This window comes from Streptomyces zaomyceticus, from assembly GCF_014656215.1.
GTDB lineage: Bacteria > Actinomycetota > Actinomycetes > Streptomycetales > Streptomycetaceae > Streptomyces > Streptomyces zaomyceticus.
This window is the reverse complement of the sequence record NZ_BNBZ01000005.1, coordinates 82,348-96,684: the sequence shown is the minus strand read 5'-3', so window position 1 is coordinate 96,684 and position 14,337 is coordinate 82,348. Positions and strand designations below refer to the sequence as shown.

Annotated in this window: 15 protein-coding genes and 1 pseudogene; 8 read left to right on the top strand and 8 right to left on the bottom strand. The window is 71.3% G+C overall.

Features of this window, described 5'->3' with window-relative positions:
• Positions 1 to 77 precede the first annotated feature (77 nt).
• From IE311_RS09320 to IE311_RS09310, 3 genes are all read left to right on the top strand, one after another.
• Positions 78 to 566 (top strand): VOC family protein, encoded by a 489-nt coding sequence (locus IE311_RS09320; protein WP_189831116.1) that lies wholly within the window; start codon positions 78 to 80, stop codon positions 564 to 566.
• A gap of 174 nt (positions 567 to 740) precedes the next feature.
• On the top strand, positions 741 to 1,139 hold the full coding sequence (locus IE311_RS09315; protein WP_189831115.1) for a TOBE domain-containing protein: 399 nt from the start codon (positions 741 to 743) through the stop codon (positions 1,137 to 1,139).
• Positions 1,140 to 1,427: 288 nt separating this feature from the next.
• Positions 1,428 to 2,579 carry a terpene synthase family protein gene (locus IE311_RS09310; protein WP_189831114.1) on the top strand — a complete coding sequence of 384 codons (1,152 nt, stop codon included), beginning with the start codon at positions 1,428 to 1,430 and terminating at the stop codon, positions 2,577 to 2,579.
• Here the strand turns inward: IE311_RS09310 and IE311_RS09305 are convergent.
• The 6 genes from IE311_RS09305 to IE311_RS09280 all read right to left on the bottom strand — a co-directional run bounded on the left by IE311_RS09305 (position 2,554) and on the right by IE311_RS09280 (position 7,644).
• Positions 2,554 to 4,005: a cytochrome P450 gene (locus IE311_RS09305; protein ID WP_189831113.1), complete on the bottom strand. Its 1,452-nt coding sequence runs from the start codon at positions 4,003 to 4,005 to the stop codon at positions 2,554 to 2,556. The genes IE311_RS09310 and IE311_RS09305 overlap by 26 nt on opposite strands.
• Complete coding sequence (locus IE311_RS09300; protein WP_189831112.1) at positions 4,002 to 4,625, bottom strand: GTP-binding protein; 624 nt, start codon at positions 4,623 to 4,625, stop codon at positions 4,002 to 4,004. The genes IE311_RS09305 and IE311_RS09300 overlap by 4 nt, the downstream gene beginning before the upstream one ends.
• Complete coding sequence (locus tag IE311_RS09295) at positions 4,606 to 4,962, bottom strand: DUF742 domain-containing protein (RefSeq protein ID WP_189831111.1); 357 nt, start codon at positions 4,960 to 4,962, stop codon at positions 4,606 to 4,608. The genes IE311_RS09300 and IE311_RS09295 overlap by 20 nt, the downstream gene beginning before the upstream one ends.
• A complete protein-coding gene (locus IE311_RS09290) occupies positions 4,959 to 5,366 on the bottom strand; it encodes a roadblock/LC7 domain-containing protein (RefSeq protein WP_229901808.1) in 408 nt (135 codons plus the stop codon). Before IE311_RS09290 ends, IE311_RS09295 begins: the two co-directional genes overlap by 4 nt.
• A 1-nt stretch (position 5,367) precedes the next feature.
• Entirely contained in the window at positions 5,368 to 6,762 is a 1,395-nt protein-coding gene (locus tag IE311_RS09285) for an ATP-binding protein (protein ID WP_189831110.1), read from the bottom strand.
• 462 nt (positions 6,763 to 7,224) lie between these two features.
• Positions 7,225 to 7,644: a MerR family transcriptional regulator gene (locus IE311_RS09280; protein WP_229901834.1), complete on the bottom strand. Its 420-nt coding sequence runs from the start codon at positions 7,642 to 7,644 to the stop codon at positions 7,225 to 7,227.
• A 361-nt stretch (positions 7,645 to 8,005) separates the two neighbouring features.
• Between IE311_RS09280 and IE311_RS09275 the strand changes: the two genes are divergently transcribed.
• Positions 8,006 to 8,977, top strand: a complete 972-nt coding sequence (locus IE311_RS09275) for an SDR family NAD(P)-dependent oxidoreductase (RefSeq protein WP_189831109.1) — start codon at positions 8,006 to 8,008, stop codon at positions 8,975 to 8,977.
• Positions 8,978 to 8,995: 18 nt separating this feature from the next.
• Here IE311_RS09275 and IE311_RS09270 read toward each other — a convergent pair whose 3' ends face one another.
• Together IE311_RS09270 and IE311_RS09265 are read right to left on the bottom strand one after the other, a co-directional pair.
• A complete protein-coding gene (locus IE311_RS09270; protein ID WP_189831108.1) occupies positions 8,996 to 10,000 on the bottom strand; it encodes a HEAT repeat domain-containing protein in 1,005 nt (334 codons plus the stop codon).
• 3 nt (positions 10,001 to 10,003) lie between these two features.
• Positions 10,004 to 10,681, bottom strand: a complete 678-nt coding sequence (locus IE311_RS09265; protein WP_189831107.1) for a HEAT repeat domain-containing protein — start codon at positions 10,679 to 10,681, stop codon at positions 10,004 to 10,006.
• A 479-nt stretch (positions 10,682 to 11,160) separates the two neighbouring features.
• Here IE311_RS09265 and IE311_RS09260 point away from each other — a divergent pair, with 479 nt between their 5' ends.
• The 4 genes and pseudogenes from IE311_RS09260 to IE311_RS37310 all read left to right on the top strand — a co-directional run bounded on the left by IE311_RS09260 (position 11,161) and on the right by IE311_RS37310 (position 14,195).
• Positions 11,161 to 12,027, top strand: a complete 867-nt coding sequence (locus tag IE311_RS09260; protein ID WP_189831106.1) for a peptidoglycan-binding domain-containing protein — start codon at positions 11,161 to 11,163, stop codon at positions 12,025 to 12,027.
• 77 nt (positions 12,028 to 12,104) lie between these two features.
• A pseudogene (locus tag IE311_RS37320) lies at positions 12,105 to 13,181 on the top strand (choice-of-anchor A family protein); the annotation flags it as partial.
• Positions 13,129 to 13,554, top strand: coding sequence for an LPXTG cell wall anchor domain-containing protein (locus tag IE311_RS37315; protein WP_189831278.1), 426 nt, complete (start codon positions 13,129 to 13,131; stop codon positions 13,552 to 13,554). The pseudogene IE311_RS37320 and the gene IE311_RS37315, both read left to right, overlap by 53 nt.
• Positions 13,555 to 13,646: 92 nt before the next feature.
• Complete coding sequence (locus IE311_RS37310) at positions 13,647 to 14,195, top strand: GNAT family N-acetyltransferase (protein WP_189831277.1); 549 nt, start codon at positions 13,647 to 13,649, stop codon at positions 14,193 to 14,195.
• Positions 14,196 to 14,337 lie beyond the last annotated feature (142 nt).

Here is a 14,337-nt window from a genome sequence, read left to right as displayed (position 1 = left end):
GTGGCACGGGGGCCGGGATATCAGTGGGCGCAGACGGCGGTCGACGGCGACCGTCCGGGTCCGGAAGGCGGAAGAGCATGACCGTACAGCCCATCCCGGAGGGGTATCCGCGCGTGACGCCGTACCTCTGTGTCGACGGGGCCGCCGCCGCGATCGATTTCTATGTGGGCGTGCTCGGCGCGGAGGAGCGCATGCGGATGCCGGCCCCCGGTGGCGGGATCGGCCACGCCGAGCTGGCGCTCGGGAACTCGATCATCATGCTCGCGGACGAGTTCCCGGAGCTGGGCTTCCGCTCCCCCAGGTCGATCGGCGGGACACCACTCACCCTGCATGTGTACGTGGCAGACGTGGACGCGGTCTTCGCCGAGGCCCTCGCCCAGGGCGCCAAGGAACTGTCACCGGTCAAGGACGAGTTCTACGGCGACCGCACGGGTCAGTTCGAGGACCCCTTCGGGCACCGCTGGAGCGTCGCCTCGCACATCGAGGACGTGTCGGAGGAGGACATGGCGCAGCGGGCCCAGGAGGCGATGCGGTCCGTGAAGCCGACCGGGTCGAACGGCGCCTGATCGACCCGCTCGACACGCGAGCCCCCTCTCTCGAAGACCGTCTCCCGAAGACCGTCTCTCGAAGGAGTTACGAAGCGCGGCGCGGCCCGATCCGGCCCGGCCGGTCCGGGCCGCCGCCGACGGTTCCCCGGGGCCCTTCGTCATGGGTGCCCGCCACTGGCCTAGAGTGCGGATGTGCCGTCGTACAGCATTGGGCAGGCCGCGCGGCTGCTCGGAGTGAGTTCGGAGACCGTTCGCCGGTGGGCGGACGGTGGTCGGCTGCGCATGGACCGGGACGGCTCGGGGAACCGGGCGATCGACGGGGCCGGACTCGCGCACTTCGCCCGGGAGCGGGGAGCCGGTCTGCACGCGGTGCCGGAGGACGACGTGCCGACCTCGGTCCGCAACTCGTTCGTGGGGATCGTGACGGCGGTACGGGTCGACGACGTGGCGGCGCAGGTGGAGGTCCAGGCGGGACCGCACCGTCTCGTGTCGCTCGTGACGCGGGAGGCCGTGGAAGAACTGGGGCTCGGCGTGGGGGTCACCGTCACCGCCCGGGTGAAGTCGACCAACGTCCATATCGACCTCACCTGAGCGCGACCGTCAGCGGCACGGCCCGCGGGTCCGGTCGGTGTGGGGCCGATGGATGGGGCGGACTTACCGAATCCACCCCACTGGGATCAATCCCTTCCGCATGAAGCGGATCTGATGGCTGATCAGGAACGATTGAGGGGTTGCCAATCGTCCAACCCGGGCAGGTTTGGAGGGTCGCAGGACGGGCATCGTGCCCGGCCTCATGGGAGTGGCGACTGTCACCGCGTGCGGGAGCGGACCGCCCACCGAGTTCCTCAACCGGACGAAGAGAGAAGGAGGTTGGTCCCCATGACCGTGCGTGCCGTCGAACTGCCACAGCTGTGGATGCCCCATCCGCCTCGGGTGAATCCGCATCTGCCGATCCTGCGCGAGGAGAGCGAGACCTGGGCGCGCGAGATGGGCATGCTGGACGGTGACGAAGGTCCGTCGGCCCCCCGCCCGATATGGACCCGGTCGCAGTTCCACGCCATGACCGTGGACCAGCTGACCGCCTGGGCGCTGCCGGACGCCTCCCTGGACGATCTGCGACTCAATCACCGTTTCAACATCTGGGCGCTGGCCTGGGACGACTACTTCGCCTCGGCGTTCAAGCAGACCGGCGACCTCCCCGCCGCGCTGGCGTTCACGGCCCGGCTGCACGCCTTCCTGCGGCCCGAGCCGGGCGCCCGTCCGCCGGAGCCGGTGAACGCCGTCGAGCGGGGAATCGCCGACCTCCAGCAGTACCTCTTCCCGCCACGACTGGCCCACTGGCGACACGAGTTCAACCGTGCGCTGGCACGGTACGTGGACGCCGGAGTCGAGGAACTGGCCAACAGCCTCGGCGGCCGCATCCCCCATCTGATCGACTACGCCCCGTTCCGGCGGGAGAGCTTCGCGGCCCATACCGCCCCGTACTCCGTCGAGTTGGCCACCGGCGCGCGAATACCCGAGAAGATCCGGCACAGCCGGACCGTCCGCGCCCTCCTCGACGCCTTCATGGACTTCATGGGGCTGGCCAACGACATCGCCTCATACGAGCGGGAGGTCCACGAGGAACACGACGTCAACAACCTGGTCGTGGTCCTCGGCACGTCCCTGGGCATCCCCCTCCAGGACGCCGTACCGGCCGCCCTGAACCTGGTGAACACCCGACTGCGGGACTTCGAGCACCTCAGGCAGAGCGAACTCCCCCAGCTGGTACGACGCTCCGGTCTCGACCACGAGGAGCGAGCGGAACTGGAGCGCTGGCTCCGGGGAGCCTGCGGATTCCTCTCCGGCCTCCACGCCTGGTACACCGGAGCACCCCGCTACGTCGCCGTGGACGCCTCGGTCCCGGAGCAACGGCAGCGACCAGGCAGCGAGGGGGGTGCCGACAGACCGTCGTCGGCACCCCCCTCGGCCGTGGCGCTCGGCGCCGACGCCCTGCCCCGCAGGCCTACCGCCTCCGCAGGAGGCGGCTGACCCGCGTCCACCACGAGGCACGGGGTGCGGACCCACGTTCCGGCTCGGGGGCGTTCCCCGGCCGCGGCACCGCCGTCGTCGCCGGCAGCCCACCGCTCGGGGCGGGCGGGGCCGGCAGCGGGGCCGGGACGTCCTGGGCCTGCGGTGAGCGGGAGGCGAAGCTCACGGGCAGGGCCGTCAGATGCCGGGCCCAGGTGGAGGAGCGCCAGTCGAGACTCTCCTCCGGGATCGCCAGGGCGATGTCGGGAAGCCGGGTGAGCAGGATGTCGATGCCGGTGTCGGCGATGATGCGGCCGATGTCCTGCCCGGGGCATTCGTGGGTCCCGGCGCTGAACGACAGGTGCGCGCGGTTGTGGTGCACGGGGGTCGAGGGGTCCGGGCGGATCGCCTGGTCCACGTTTCCGGCGGCCAGGCCGAGGAGGAGCATGTCCCCCGCCCTGATCCGCTGTCCGCCGAGGGTGGTGTCGTCGTTGGCCCAGCGGCCCGGGCACACCATCAGGGGCGGCTCGTCCCAGAGGACCTGCTCCACGGCCTCGGGCAGCGTCATCTGCCCGCCTGCGAGGGACCCGCGGAACCGGGGGTCGGTGACCACCATGCGCAGGACGTTGGCCATCAGGTTGGCGGTCGTCTCGTAGCCGGCGAGCAGGATGAGGCGCAGGTGGTGCTTCACCTCTTCGTCGGTGAGGTCGGCCGGATGGGCCATCAGCGCGGACGCGATGTCCTGCCCCGGCCGGGCCCGCTTGTCGACGACGAGCTGCTCGAGGCATTCCAGCACGTAGGCGTTGCTCGCGAGCGACGTCTCGGTGGCCTTGAAGAGGTCACGGGCGGCGTGCACGAGCTTGGGGCCGGACTCGTCCGGCATGCCCAGCAGATGGGTGAGCGTGAGCATGGGCAGGTGCTCGGTGAACTGGCCCACCAGCTCCGCCTCGCCGCTCTCGCAGAACGTGTCGACCAGCTCGTGGGCGAAGCGGGTGATGTGGCGGCGGATTCCGCGGTGGTCGAACTGGCTGAGGCCTGCGGTGACGGCTCCGCGCAGACGCTGGTGCTCCTCGCCGTCCGCGCACACGCAGTCGGGACGCCAGCCGATCATCGGCACGAGCGGCGAGGTGGCGGGGTCGATCTCCCCGCTGCGCCAGCCGTGCCAGACGCGGGGGTCGCGGGAGAACTGGGTCGGACGGCTCGCCACGTCCCGGTTCTCGAGGTAGCCCAGGACGAGCCAGGCGCGTACGTCGCCGTCGAGGAGAACGGGCGCCACCGGTCCGTGGGCGGCGCGCAGCTCCTCGTACAGGCCCATGGGGTCCGTCTCGGCGGCGGGGCCGTAGAGCCGGGTCGCCCCGCCGGGTCCCGTGCCGATGTGGGCCGGGCAGCCCGGGGGCGGGGTCGTCCCGGAGTGCGTGGTGGCGTGTTCAGCGGGTGGAACGGTCATGCGGTCTCCTGGGCGGCGGCGAGGGTGCACAGGTAGACCATCAGCGACAGCAGGGCGTCACGGCAGGACGCCCGGTCACGTGCGTCACAGGTGATGATGGGCACGGATTCACTGAGGGCCAGAGCACTGCGCAGTTCTGACAGGGGGTGCTGCGGGGCCTCCGGAAAGGCGTTGACGGCCACGACGAAGGGGACGCGGCGGTCTTCGAGACGGGTGATGACCTCGAAACAGACTTCGATCCTGCGGGTGTCGACGAGGACGACGGCACCGAGCGCGCCTTCGAAGATGCCGTTCCACAGGAACCAGAAGCGCTCCTGGCCCGGCGTCCCGAACAGGTAGAGGATCAGCTCCTGGTTGACGCTGATCCGTCCGAAGTCCATCGCCACGGTCGTGGTGTTCTTGCCCTCGGCACCGGGGTTGTGGTCGATCCCGACCCCGGCCTGGGTCATGGTCTCCTCGGTGGTCAGGGGCGGGATCTCGCTCACCGCGCCGACCATGGTCGTCTTGCCGACTCCGAAGCCGCCGACGATCACGACCTTGACTCCCCTGGCGCCGTGCGACAGCAGCATGTCGGTGCCGCGCGGGCCGGCATCGAGGGCGTCAGAGCTTGCGTAGTCCATGGATCACCGCCTCCAATAAGCCGCGTTCGGGAAATGCCGCGACGGGCACGGGCGCGATGGCCTCGACCCGCTCGTCGTCGACGAGTTGGGACAGGAGCACGGTGACGACGCTGAACGGCAGACTGAGGTACGCCGATACCTCGGCCACCGACAGCGGGTACGTGCACATGGAGAGGATGGCCGCCTGCTCGGGCTGCATCGCGGGCTCGGGCTCGGACCTCGTCGCGATGAGCGTGACAAGGTTGAAGGCCTTGGCCGAGGAATCGGGGCCACCGGTGATGACATAGAGCGGAACGGGGGTGCCTTCACTCCAGGGGTCCTGGTTCTCCGATGTCACATCGCCTGCCCGACGTCATCACGGGGCGGGCTGGTCATGTGCTGACCGATCCGGACCACCAGGGTCCGCATGCGGTCGCCGAGCAGTCCGGCGTCCACCTGGTCGTCGGCGAGCACCGCGAGATAGGCACCGGGGCCGGCCGCCATCAACGAGAAGTAGCCGCCGTCGGCCTCGATCCCGACCATCCGTGTCGAGCCGTCCCCCTGCGGGAACCGCTGCGCGATGGCCCTGGCCAGGCTCTGGATGCCGGAGCAGGCAGCGGCGATCGCGTCCGCGGTGTCGGGCTCCGTGTTCGCCTGTCCGATGCACAGGCCGTCGGACGACAGAACGACCACGTGTCGCACGTACGGGACGCCGCCCACGAGCTCCTTGAGCATCCAGTCCATGTTCGGCAGTGGCTGCATGTTACTCGACCTCATCTGACGGCTCGCTGTATGGAGTGGACGGTTCGGTGACCGATCTCTTGTCGCCGTTGAAGGCCTCCCACATCAGCCCCGGCTGGCGGGGCGTGCCGGAGGTGCCACGGGAGTTGATCGGTGTGACGGGGGTGGGGGCCGTCTGGACGACCGGTGTCGGAACGGGCGACTCCCGTCGCCGCTGCGGAAGCCCGTTGACGGTCTTCCTGACCTCGCCGGAGTTCTGCGGTGCGTCGCCCGGGGGGGTCGGCCTGGGCAGGATCGGGCCTCCCCTGCGCTTGCGGGCGGGCGGCTGGGCCCTCACGACGGACTGCGGCACCGTGGTGATCAGCGCCCGGGGAACGAGCACGACGGCCCGTACGCCTCCGTAGGCGGAGGTCCGCAGATCGACCTCGCAGCCGTGCTCGCGGGCCAGCCGGCTGACGACGGGCAGTCCGAGCTGGGTGACCTCGCCCAGGCCGGCCAGGTGGATGCCCGACTGCGCCTGCGCCATGACGCGTTCGATGCGCTGCCGGACCTCCTCGGTGAGTCCGACCCCGCGGTCCTCGATCTCGATGGCGATGCCGGAGGGCACCTCGCTCGCGGTCACCTCGACCGGAGTGTGCGGCGGCGAGAAGGTCGTGGCGTTGTCGAGCAGTTCGGCGAGCAGATGGATCAGCGGCTCGGCTCCCGGGCCGACCACGGCCACCTCGGTCACCGACTGCAGCTTCACCCGCGGGAAGTCCACGATGCGCGACATCGCCCCGCGCAGCACGTCGTAGAGCGGGATCGCCTTGGACCACTGCCGTCCGGGGCGGGCGTCGCCCAGGACCGCGATGCTCGCCGCGAGGCGGCCGATCAGGGCGTTGCGGTGGTCGATGTCCTGCAGACCGCGGGAGATCACGAGATCCGTGCCGTGGACGATCTGCATGGTGTGGAGGTCCTTGGCGAGCTGGTGCACGATCGCCTGGACGCGGCGCGCGACCGCCACGAGTGCCCGCTGGGAGGAGTCGCGCGTGTTCTCCTCGGCCTCGACCGCTTCCAGAAGCGTCTGCAGGGCCCCCTGGAGCGCCTCGATGAACTCGCCGTCGAGGTGCTCCCCGTAGGAGACGGACTGCAGGATCTCCGAGGCGGGGTCACCCTTCTGCAGCCGGGCGACGGCCGCCGGAAGTAGCTCTTCGGCGAGCCAGACGGTGGTGGCCCGCTGATCGGCCAGCCGCCCGATGAGCGCGGCCTCGCGCTGTGCGTAGTACTCCTGCGCCTCGCCCCTCGTCCGCGCCGCGCGGGCCGCGTCCGCCGATCGCAGCCAACGCGCGGTCACGGCCGAGGTGACGGTCGTCAGGACGACCGCGACAAGGGCGCACCAGGCGACCGGTGTCCGTATCTGTGCAGGGGTGACGAGCAACGCTATCGCGGCGGCTCCGGCCAGAACTCCGGGAGGGAGGAGCCATGCCCGGGCGACCGCGGGTGGCCGGGCTCTGGAAAATGAACCTGCACGAACCATCGGGGGTCCCTAAACAGTCTGGAATGAGCGGACTGAGGTGATGCGGCGCGCCGACAGGAACGAATCGGATTTCATTCGGGCGACTGCCGTGTTCCGTCCGCGCGCACCACAGCGGTCATGACTCGCTGTGATCGCGGCGCAACACATCGGGGAGCATAGTCAGTTCGGGTTCGCCATGTGACCTTGCTGGAAGGCCAGCCTCCACCGATCACTCTTGGCCCATAAGACGACCAATTGCTGCACGGAAAATGCCATGAACCGATCGCATCGTGGCGTCTGTTCGCCATGACGCATGACCCTCGAACGGGCGATCACCCGGCCCGCCAGGGACCGCCAGGGGCCCGCCCCAGCCCCCTGCGCGCCTCAGGCCGTCGGGTCCCAGAGGCCGCCGGCCCTGCCCCGGTCGAGATGCTCGGCGTAGACGCCGACCTTCCACGCGATGAGCGAACGGCACTCCTCCAGCGCCTGGATCTGCGCGTCGACCCGCCTCCGATGACCGTCGAGGAGCGCCAGGCGCTCCGCTTCGTTGCCCGGCCCCCGGCGCACCAGCTCGGCGAACCGCTTGAGGTCGGCGAGGGGCATCCCGGACTCGCGCAGCTTGACGCAGATCTGCAGCCAGTCGACATCGATCGCGGAGTACCGCCGCCGACCTCCGGAAGTACGGGCGACGGGTCCGACCAGCAGCCCCTCCCGCTCGTAGAAGCGCAGGGCGTGCACGCTGAGCCCGGTCCGCTCGGCGACTTCGCCGATGCTCAGCGGCTCGCCGGAGGCGCCGGCGGCCAGGGGCGGGGTTCGGGTCGGATCGGAGGTCTGATGGGGCGTCTGATCGGGCATCGGAGCGCTTTCCGGGGTCGGAGTCGCGGTCGTGACCTCGGCCGTGATCGTGGCCTCGGTGGCGGTTGTGGTCGCGGCTTCGGTCGTGGTCGTGGCCTCGGTGGCGGTCGTGGTCGCGGCTTCGGTCGTGGTCGTGGCCTCGGTGGCGGTCGTGGTCGCGGCTTCGGTCGTGGTCGTGGCTTCGGTCATGGTCGCGGTCAAGGCCTCGGTCGTCGTCGGGCCCTCGGTCGCGGTCGGGGTTTCGCCGATCGCCATGCCGGTCAATCCAGGACTTGATCTAGACCTCACTCCAGATCGTAGCGTCGACGCCATGACCAGCACTGATCAGCAGCCGCTCGGCTCGCCCTTCTCCGCCGCCAGCTCCGCCGAGGACGTGATGGCCGGCCTCGACCTCTCCGGCACGAGCGCCGTCGTCACCGGCGGCTACTCCGGACTCGGTCTCGCGACCACCCGGGCCCTGACGGCCGCCGGAGCCCAAGTGATCGTTCCGGCACGCCGCCCCGACATCGCCCGCGCCGCACTCGCGGATGTGCCGGGCTGTGACGTCGTGCCCATGGATCTGGCGGATCTCGGCAGCGTGCGCGCCGCCGCCGCACGGATCGGCGACGCCCTCACCCGGCTCGATCTGTTCATGGCCGTCGCCGGAGTCATGGCCACCCCCGAGCGCCGTGTCGGCCCCGGCTGGGAGAGCCAGCTCGCGGCCAATCACTTCGGGCACTTCGTCCTCGCCTGCGAGCTCGCCCCGCTCCTGGCCGCCGCCGACGGCGCGCGGGTCGTCGTCAACAGCTCGGCCGGACACACCCTGACCGACTTCCGTTGGCACGACCCTCATTTCCGTACCGGCTACGACAGGTGGCTGGCGTACGGCCAGGCGAAGACGGCCAACAGCCTCTTCGCCGTGGGGTTCGACGCCCTGGGGCGCGAGCACGGTGTCCGGGCGTTCGCTCTCCACCCCGGAAAGATCATCACGGGCCTTCAGCGGGAGATGACACTCCCGGAACAGATCGAACGCGGTTGGGTGGACGCGGACGGCAACGTGATCGGCGCCGACTTCAAGACGCCCTCCCAGGGCGCCGCCACCGGTCTGTGGGCGGCCACGTCCCCGCTCCTCGACGGCCGCGGCGGGATCTATCTCGAAGACTGCGACATCGCCCGCGTCACCGCCCCCGGCACACCGATGGACGACGGCGGTGTCCGCGCGTACGCCGTCGACCCCGACGCGGCCGTACGACTCTGGGAACTGTCGCTGGCCGCGACCGGCGCCACCCCCATGACCCGCTGAACCCTCGCAGGTGACGCGTCACGGTGCGTCGCGCAGCGTCAGCACGTAGGCCGCGGTGAGCGCGACGGCACGGTCCTCGTCGTGAGACAGCTCCACGAGGGCATGTGACGCCGTGCTCCCCGGGATGTCCGCGAGCGCCTGTGTCAGGCGCCGGCGGGCGGCCGGTCCCACCGCGCCACCGGCGAGACGGTCGACGAGCGCGGTGGCGATCCGGTCCGCCTCCGCCGGACGGCTCGCCAGCGCGGTCAAGGCGTCGGCCGCCTCGGCGTCACGCGCCTCCTCCACGACCATGTCGACGAGCGTCGGAACGGCGTCGGCCACTCCCCGTGCCGCGAGCGCCGGCGCGGCGCACCTGCGGACCTCGACGTCGGAGTGGCCGAGGGCCTCCCGCAACAACTCGGTCGCCTCGTCGTTCGGCATCTCGGCGACGGTCCGGACGGCACGCTCGCGCACCTCGGCCACAGGTGAGCCGAGGCCCTCCGCCAGCAGCTCCCAGCCTCCGCCGCCCGACTGCGCCAGGGCCCATCGAAGTGCTCCGGCGACGTTCGGGTCCGGCTCGCCCAACACCGCCTCGACCAGGGCCTCCACCGGCACCGAAGCCCCCTCGACGGAGGACAGGGCCGCGCGCTGGCGCCTGCCCGCGCTCTCCGACCCGAGGGCCTGGAGGAGGGCCACGACGTGGAGGACGTCCTGCCAGCCCGCCGGTTCCGCGGCCCCGATCCGGCGCAGCCGGGTGAGCAGCGCCGTCTCGGTCGCGATGCGTTCCCTCGTCCGGCGGACCAGGTCGTCGACGAGCCGGGTGGGGGTGAATCCGGGATCGTCGAGCGCGGACCCGACCTCACGCAGCGAGAGCCCCAGCGACCGCAGGCTCTCGATGTGGAAGATGCGCCGGATGTCCTCGTCGGAGTACTCCCGATACCCGGCGTCGGTACGACCCGTCGGCCGGACCAGGCCGAGCGACTCGTAATGCCTGAGCATGCGGGCACTGACCCCGGACCGCCGCGCCACACAACCGATCAACACGACCTAGTTCTCCTCCTGGCCGGTCGGGCCCGGGCCCAGTACGGCGACCCGCTTCGCCTCCTCGATCGCGAACTCGAATCCGGTGTCCGGGTCGCGCAACAGCCGCTCCGTGGCGAGGGCGTGCAGCCGTACCTCGGGGTCGAGCCCGGTCGTCGCGGAGCGCAGGGTCGGCAGGATCACCTCGCCGAGCGCGATCAGCGCCCGGCTGAGGCTCAACCGCGTCTCACGCTCACCGCGTCCGAGCTGTGTCGCCAGAGCATGGGCCAACTCGGGCTTCTCCTCCTCCGGTACGAGCACGACCGCCGCCCGCCAGGCGCTCCGCGCCACCTCGTCGTCGGCGTCGGACAGCAGCGCCCGTGTGATCACCGGCCATGCCTGTCGGTCCCCGATCTTGGACAGGGTGTGCAGCGCCTGGCTTCGCGCCTGCGTCCGCTCCGAGCGGACCTGGTCGAGGAGCTCGGGAACCGTCACAGCCGGCGGGTGGCGGGTGAGTGCCCATGTGAGCATCTCGCGTACGTGGAAATCGGGCTCGACCGCGCACCGCTCGATCAGCGTGTCGACGAACCGTACGTCCGGGGTCGTGCCGACCGCGAGCGCCGCCCGCAGTCGCACCGACGAGCGGTCGTCCTCCAGGGCTTGGCGAGCGCGCATCGGATCCGTGTCCTGTTTCGGCATGGTCATCGGGACCACCTCCCTGGCGGTAGTGAAGACCTTGCCACCGTGTCAAGGTCAAGCGGCCGGGCCACGCCGATGGGGCACCGGGCCGGCGAGCCCGCCCGGACCACCCGCCCTCCGCCCACGGCGAGCCGGTTCGCGCACGGCCGCCTCCCCCACCCCGAGAGCGGCCGGAGAGCAGCTCGAGACGCTCCCATCGCGTGACGTGCGTCACGCGTTAAAAGTCCTTTAAGGAACAAGGTCGCGAATCTTCGGAATTCACCTGGATTGAACGTGGTTGACGCTTGCTTTGAACAGCAGTCAATATCTCCACGGCTTCACCACATCTCCCTCGGATTTCGCCACGCCTCCCTGGCCGTGACCTCACCTCCCTCGGCCTTGGCCACACCTTCCTCGGCCCTGACTTCACCTCTCTCAGCCTTGGCCACACCTCCCTCGGTTCCGGCCGCACCTCCCTCGGCGTCACCTCATCTGGAGAGCACTCCATGCGCAACAGGACTGCCCTGACCACAGCAGTCACCTCCGTCGCTCATGAACCCGCGCAGACGGACGACCGGGGCCACCGCGTCTTCGGGAAGGTCGCCGAGCCGGGCGGCGGCGCCGGTACGGGGGCACGCGGGCAGGACATCGAGCTCTTCGACGACGTCGTCCGTCCACCGAAGGGCCCCGCCCGGGCCGCGCCGCCCGCCCACGGGTCTCGACGGAACCGGCACCGCCACCCGACACCCCCCGCACGGCGGTCCCTGTCGCTCCCCCTGATGGTCGCGGGCACGCTCTCGGCAGGACTCGGCGCCGCACTGACGGTCTGGATCGCCGCCGAGCCCGGCTCCGGGCCGCCGTCGGTTCCGTCCCTCACGCTCCCCGTCGCCGTGACCGCCGACCGGACCCCGAACGGGAACGCGACCGGCGCACCTCCCGTCACCGACGAGACAGCCACACGGTCGAGCCCTCGTGCCACACCCTCCACCCGTCCGCCGGTCACATCCGCGCCAACCCCCACACCCACCCCTTCGGCCACCGCCGCGGTCACGGTCACCCCCTCCCCGACGCACTCGTCCCCTTCCTCCCCCTCCCCCGTCGCCACGTCGACGCGCCCGCCGTCGTCGCACCGCCCCAGCCGGAACCCACCACCCGAACCGCGCGACCTCGCCCTCGGAAGCACCGGACCCGAAGTCGCCGACCTCCAGCGCCGGCTCCAGCGGCTCTACCTCTATCTCGGCTCGGCCGACGGCGTCTTCAACCGGTCCGTGGAGGAAGCCCTGACCCGCTACCAGGGCGCGCGGAACATCCCGGAGGAGTACGGGGTGTACGGACCCCTCACCCGCGCCCTTCTGCGGTCCGAGACCGACTGAGCCCGCCGGTTCACACCCGCCCCCGGCCTGCTCCACCCCCACCGTCACCTCGCAAGAGACCTGAAAGGTTCACGTAGATGAGCACCACCGCAAGCACGGGCCCGCGACTGAGCGGCGCTGTGGCCCTGAGCCTCGGCCTGGGCCTCGCGCTCGGCCCCACCACCCCGGGCAGCGCCCTGGGGGCCACTCCCCTCGCCCCGGCCGCGCCCCTCGCCCCGGCCCCGGGAGGGTCCCTGGCGTGCCCGGCTCCCGGCGAGGAGCCCGGGATCGGTCACGAACCGCGGTTCACCGATGCCAACGTGGCCCTCTTCGCCGGCGGCGACTACACCGCCGACGGCGCGACCGCCGAGGCCGAGGGCCTGCTCGTCGTCGCAGGAGACGCCGCCTTCGCCAAGGCGTCCGGCGGCGTGTTCAACGTCGGCCGGGTCGGCGCCGGTTCCGGAATCCTCCCCTCGCCGGGATCCGTCATGCTCGCCGTGGGCGGCGACCTCACGATCGCCCGTGGCACGACGGTCGACGTCGGACACGGCCTCACGTCCGGCCCCGGCTACGGCGGTGCCGTCCACGTCGGTGGAGCGATCGACGAGAAGGGGACCCTGGAGACGAACGGCGGGGGCCGCTCGTCGGGCGTGGGAGCACGAGAGGCACTCACCCCGTACGACACGTTCGCCGCCACCGTCCACGGCGAGTCGACGTCCCTCGGTTCGCTGAAGCCCACCGGCACGACCGAACGCCGGGGCGACACCGTCCTCTTCGAGGGCGGCCGTGGCGGGACCGACGGCCCGCAGGTGTTCGAGATCTCCGCCAAGGAGCTCGACGGCGCGTCGTCCTTCGACTTCCGGTCGATCCCCGAGCGGTCCGCCGTCCTGGTGAACGTGACGGGCGGCCAGCCGGTCGGCATCTCCCCCCTGTCCGTCGGGTTCAACGGCGACCGCGTCGACGTGTACGACTCCGCCCACTTCGGGGCGGCCGCGTCGCGGATCCTCTACAACTTCGAGGCGACCCCGTCCCTCACCCTGGGCGGTGGGGGCAACTTCATGGGCTCGATCCTCGCCCCCAAGGCGTCGGCGGACCTCACGGCCAGCACGAACGGCCGCGTCTATGTCGGCGGCGACCTGCGGACCCACGGCACGGGCAACGAGACCCACAACTACCCGTGGACCGGCACCTCGACGTTCACCTGCAAGCCCTCGCCGGGCGGTCCGAGCGCCACGCCCACGCAGCCGCTGCCGACCACTCCGGCTCCTTCCGCCTCCGGGCCCTCCGAGGAGCCCCCCCGCCACCCCGGAGACGATGACCCCCGCCCCGTCGGCTCCCTCCACTCCGCCCACGGAGGGCGGTTCCGCCCCGGCCGTGCCCGGTTCGCCGACCCCGTCGCCGTCGGCCACCGGGCACGGCGAAGGCTCGCTCGCGACCACGGGCGCGCACTTCACCCCGTACGCTGCCGCCGCCGCGGTTCTGGCCGCCGTCGGCGCCGCGATCCTCGTCCTCACCCGACGCCGCCGCGCGAACGCCGCCCGAGGCTAGGCCGGAAGGGACGGCCCAGGTCGTTCACCTGCGGCCGGCCCCTTGGCGGACCACCTGGACGGTCCGCTCCCCCCGCGCTCTACCGTTGGCCCATGTCGAATACGCCGTCACGGGTCGAACTGCACCCGCTCACCCTCTCCGACCAGGACGAGTTCTGCGCGCTCGTGCGGGCCAGCTCCGAGCTGCACGGGCCGTGGATGCAACTGCCCACGAACGAGCAAGAGTTCCAGGCCTGGATGCGCCGCTTCGAGGGCGGCACCAACCGGGGCTTCCTGATCCGCGTCCGGGAGACCGGCGAAGCCGCCGGCATGGTGAACATCAACTCGATCATCCGGGGCCGCTTCCAGGGCGCTTCCCTCGGCTATGCGGCCTTCGCCCCGTCCGCGGGGCGCGGGTACATGACGGAAGGGCTCACCGCCACCCTGCGGTACGCCTTCACCGAACTGCGGCTGCACCGGCTGGAGGCCAACATCCAGCCGGGGAACAAGGCGTCGCTCGCCGTGGTCCAGCGCCTGGGCTTCCGCTACGAGGGAATCTCACCCGCGTACCTCTACATCGACGGGGACTGGCGGGACCACGAACGCTGGGCCATCACCGCCCCCACTCCCTGGACACCCGATCCGTCCCTCCCCGCGATCTGACTCCCACGGCGCCGGCCCCCGGCCTCCACCCGCGTGGGTCCCGCACGTGCCGGCGAGCCGGCCGGTCACGGTATCGGTCCGGGCGGGCGGCCCGGCCGTCGAACTCCAGCGGGCTGTCGGGGCGGGGCCCGTAACGTGCCCG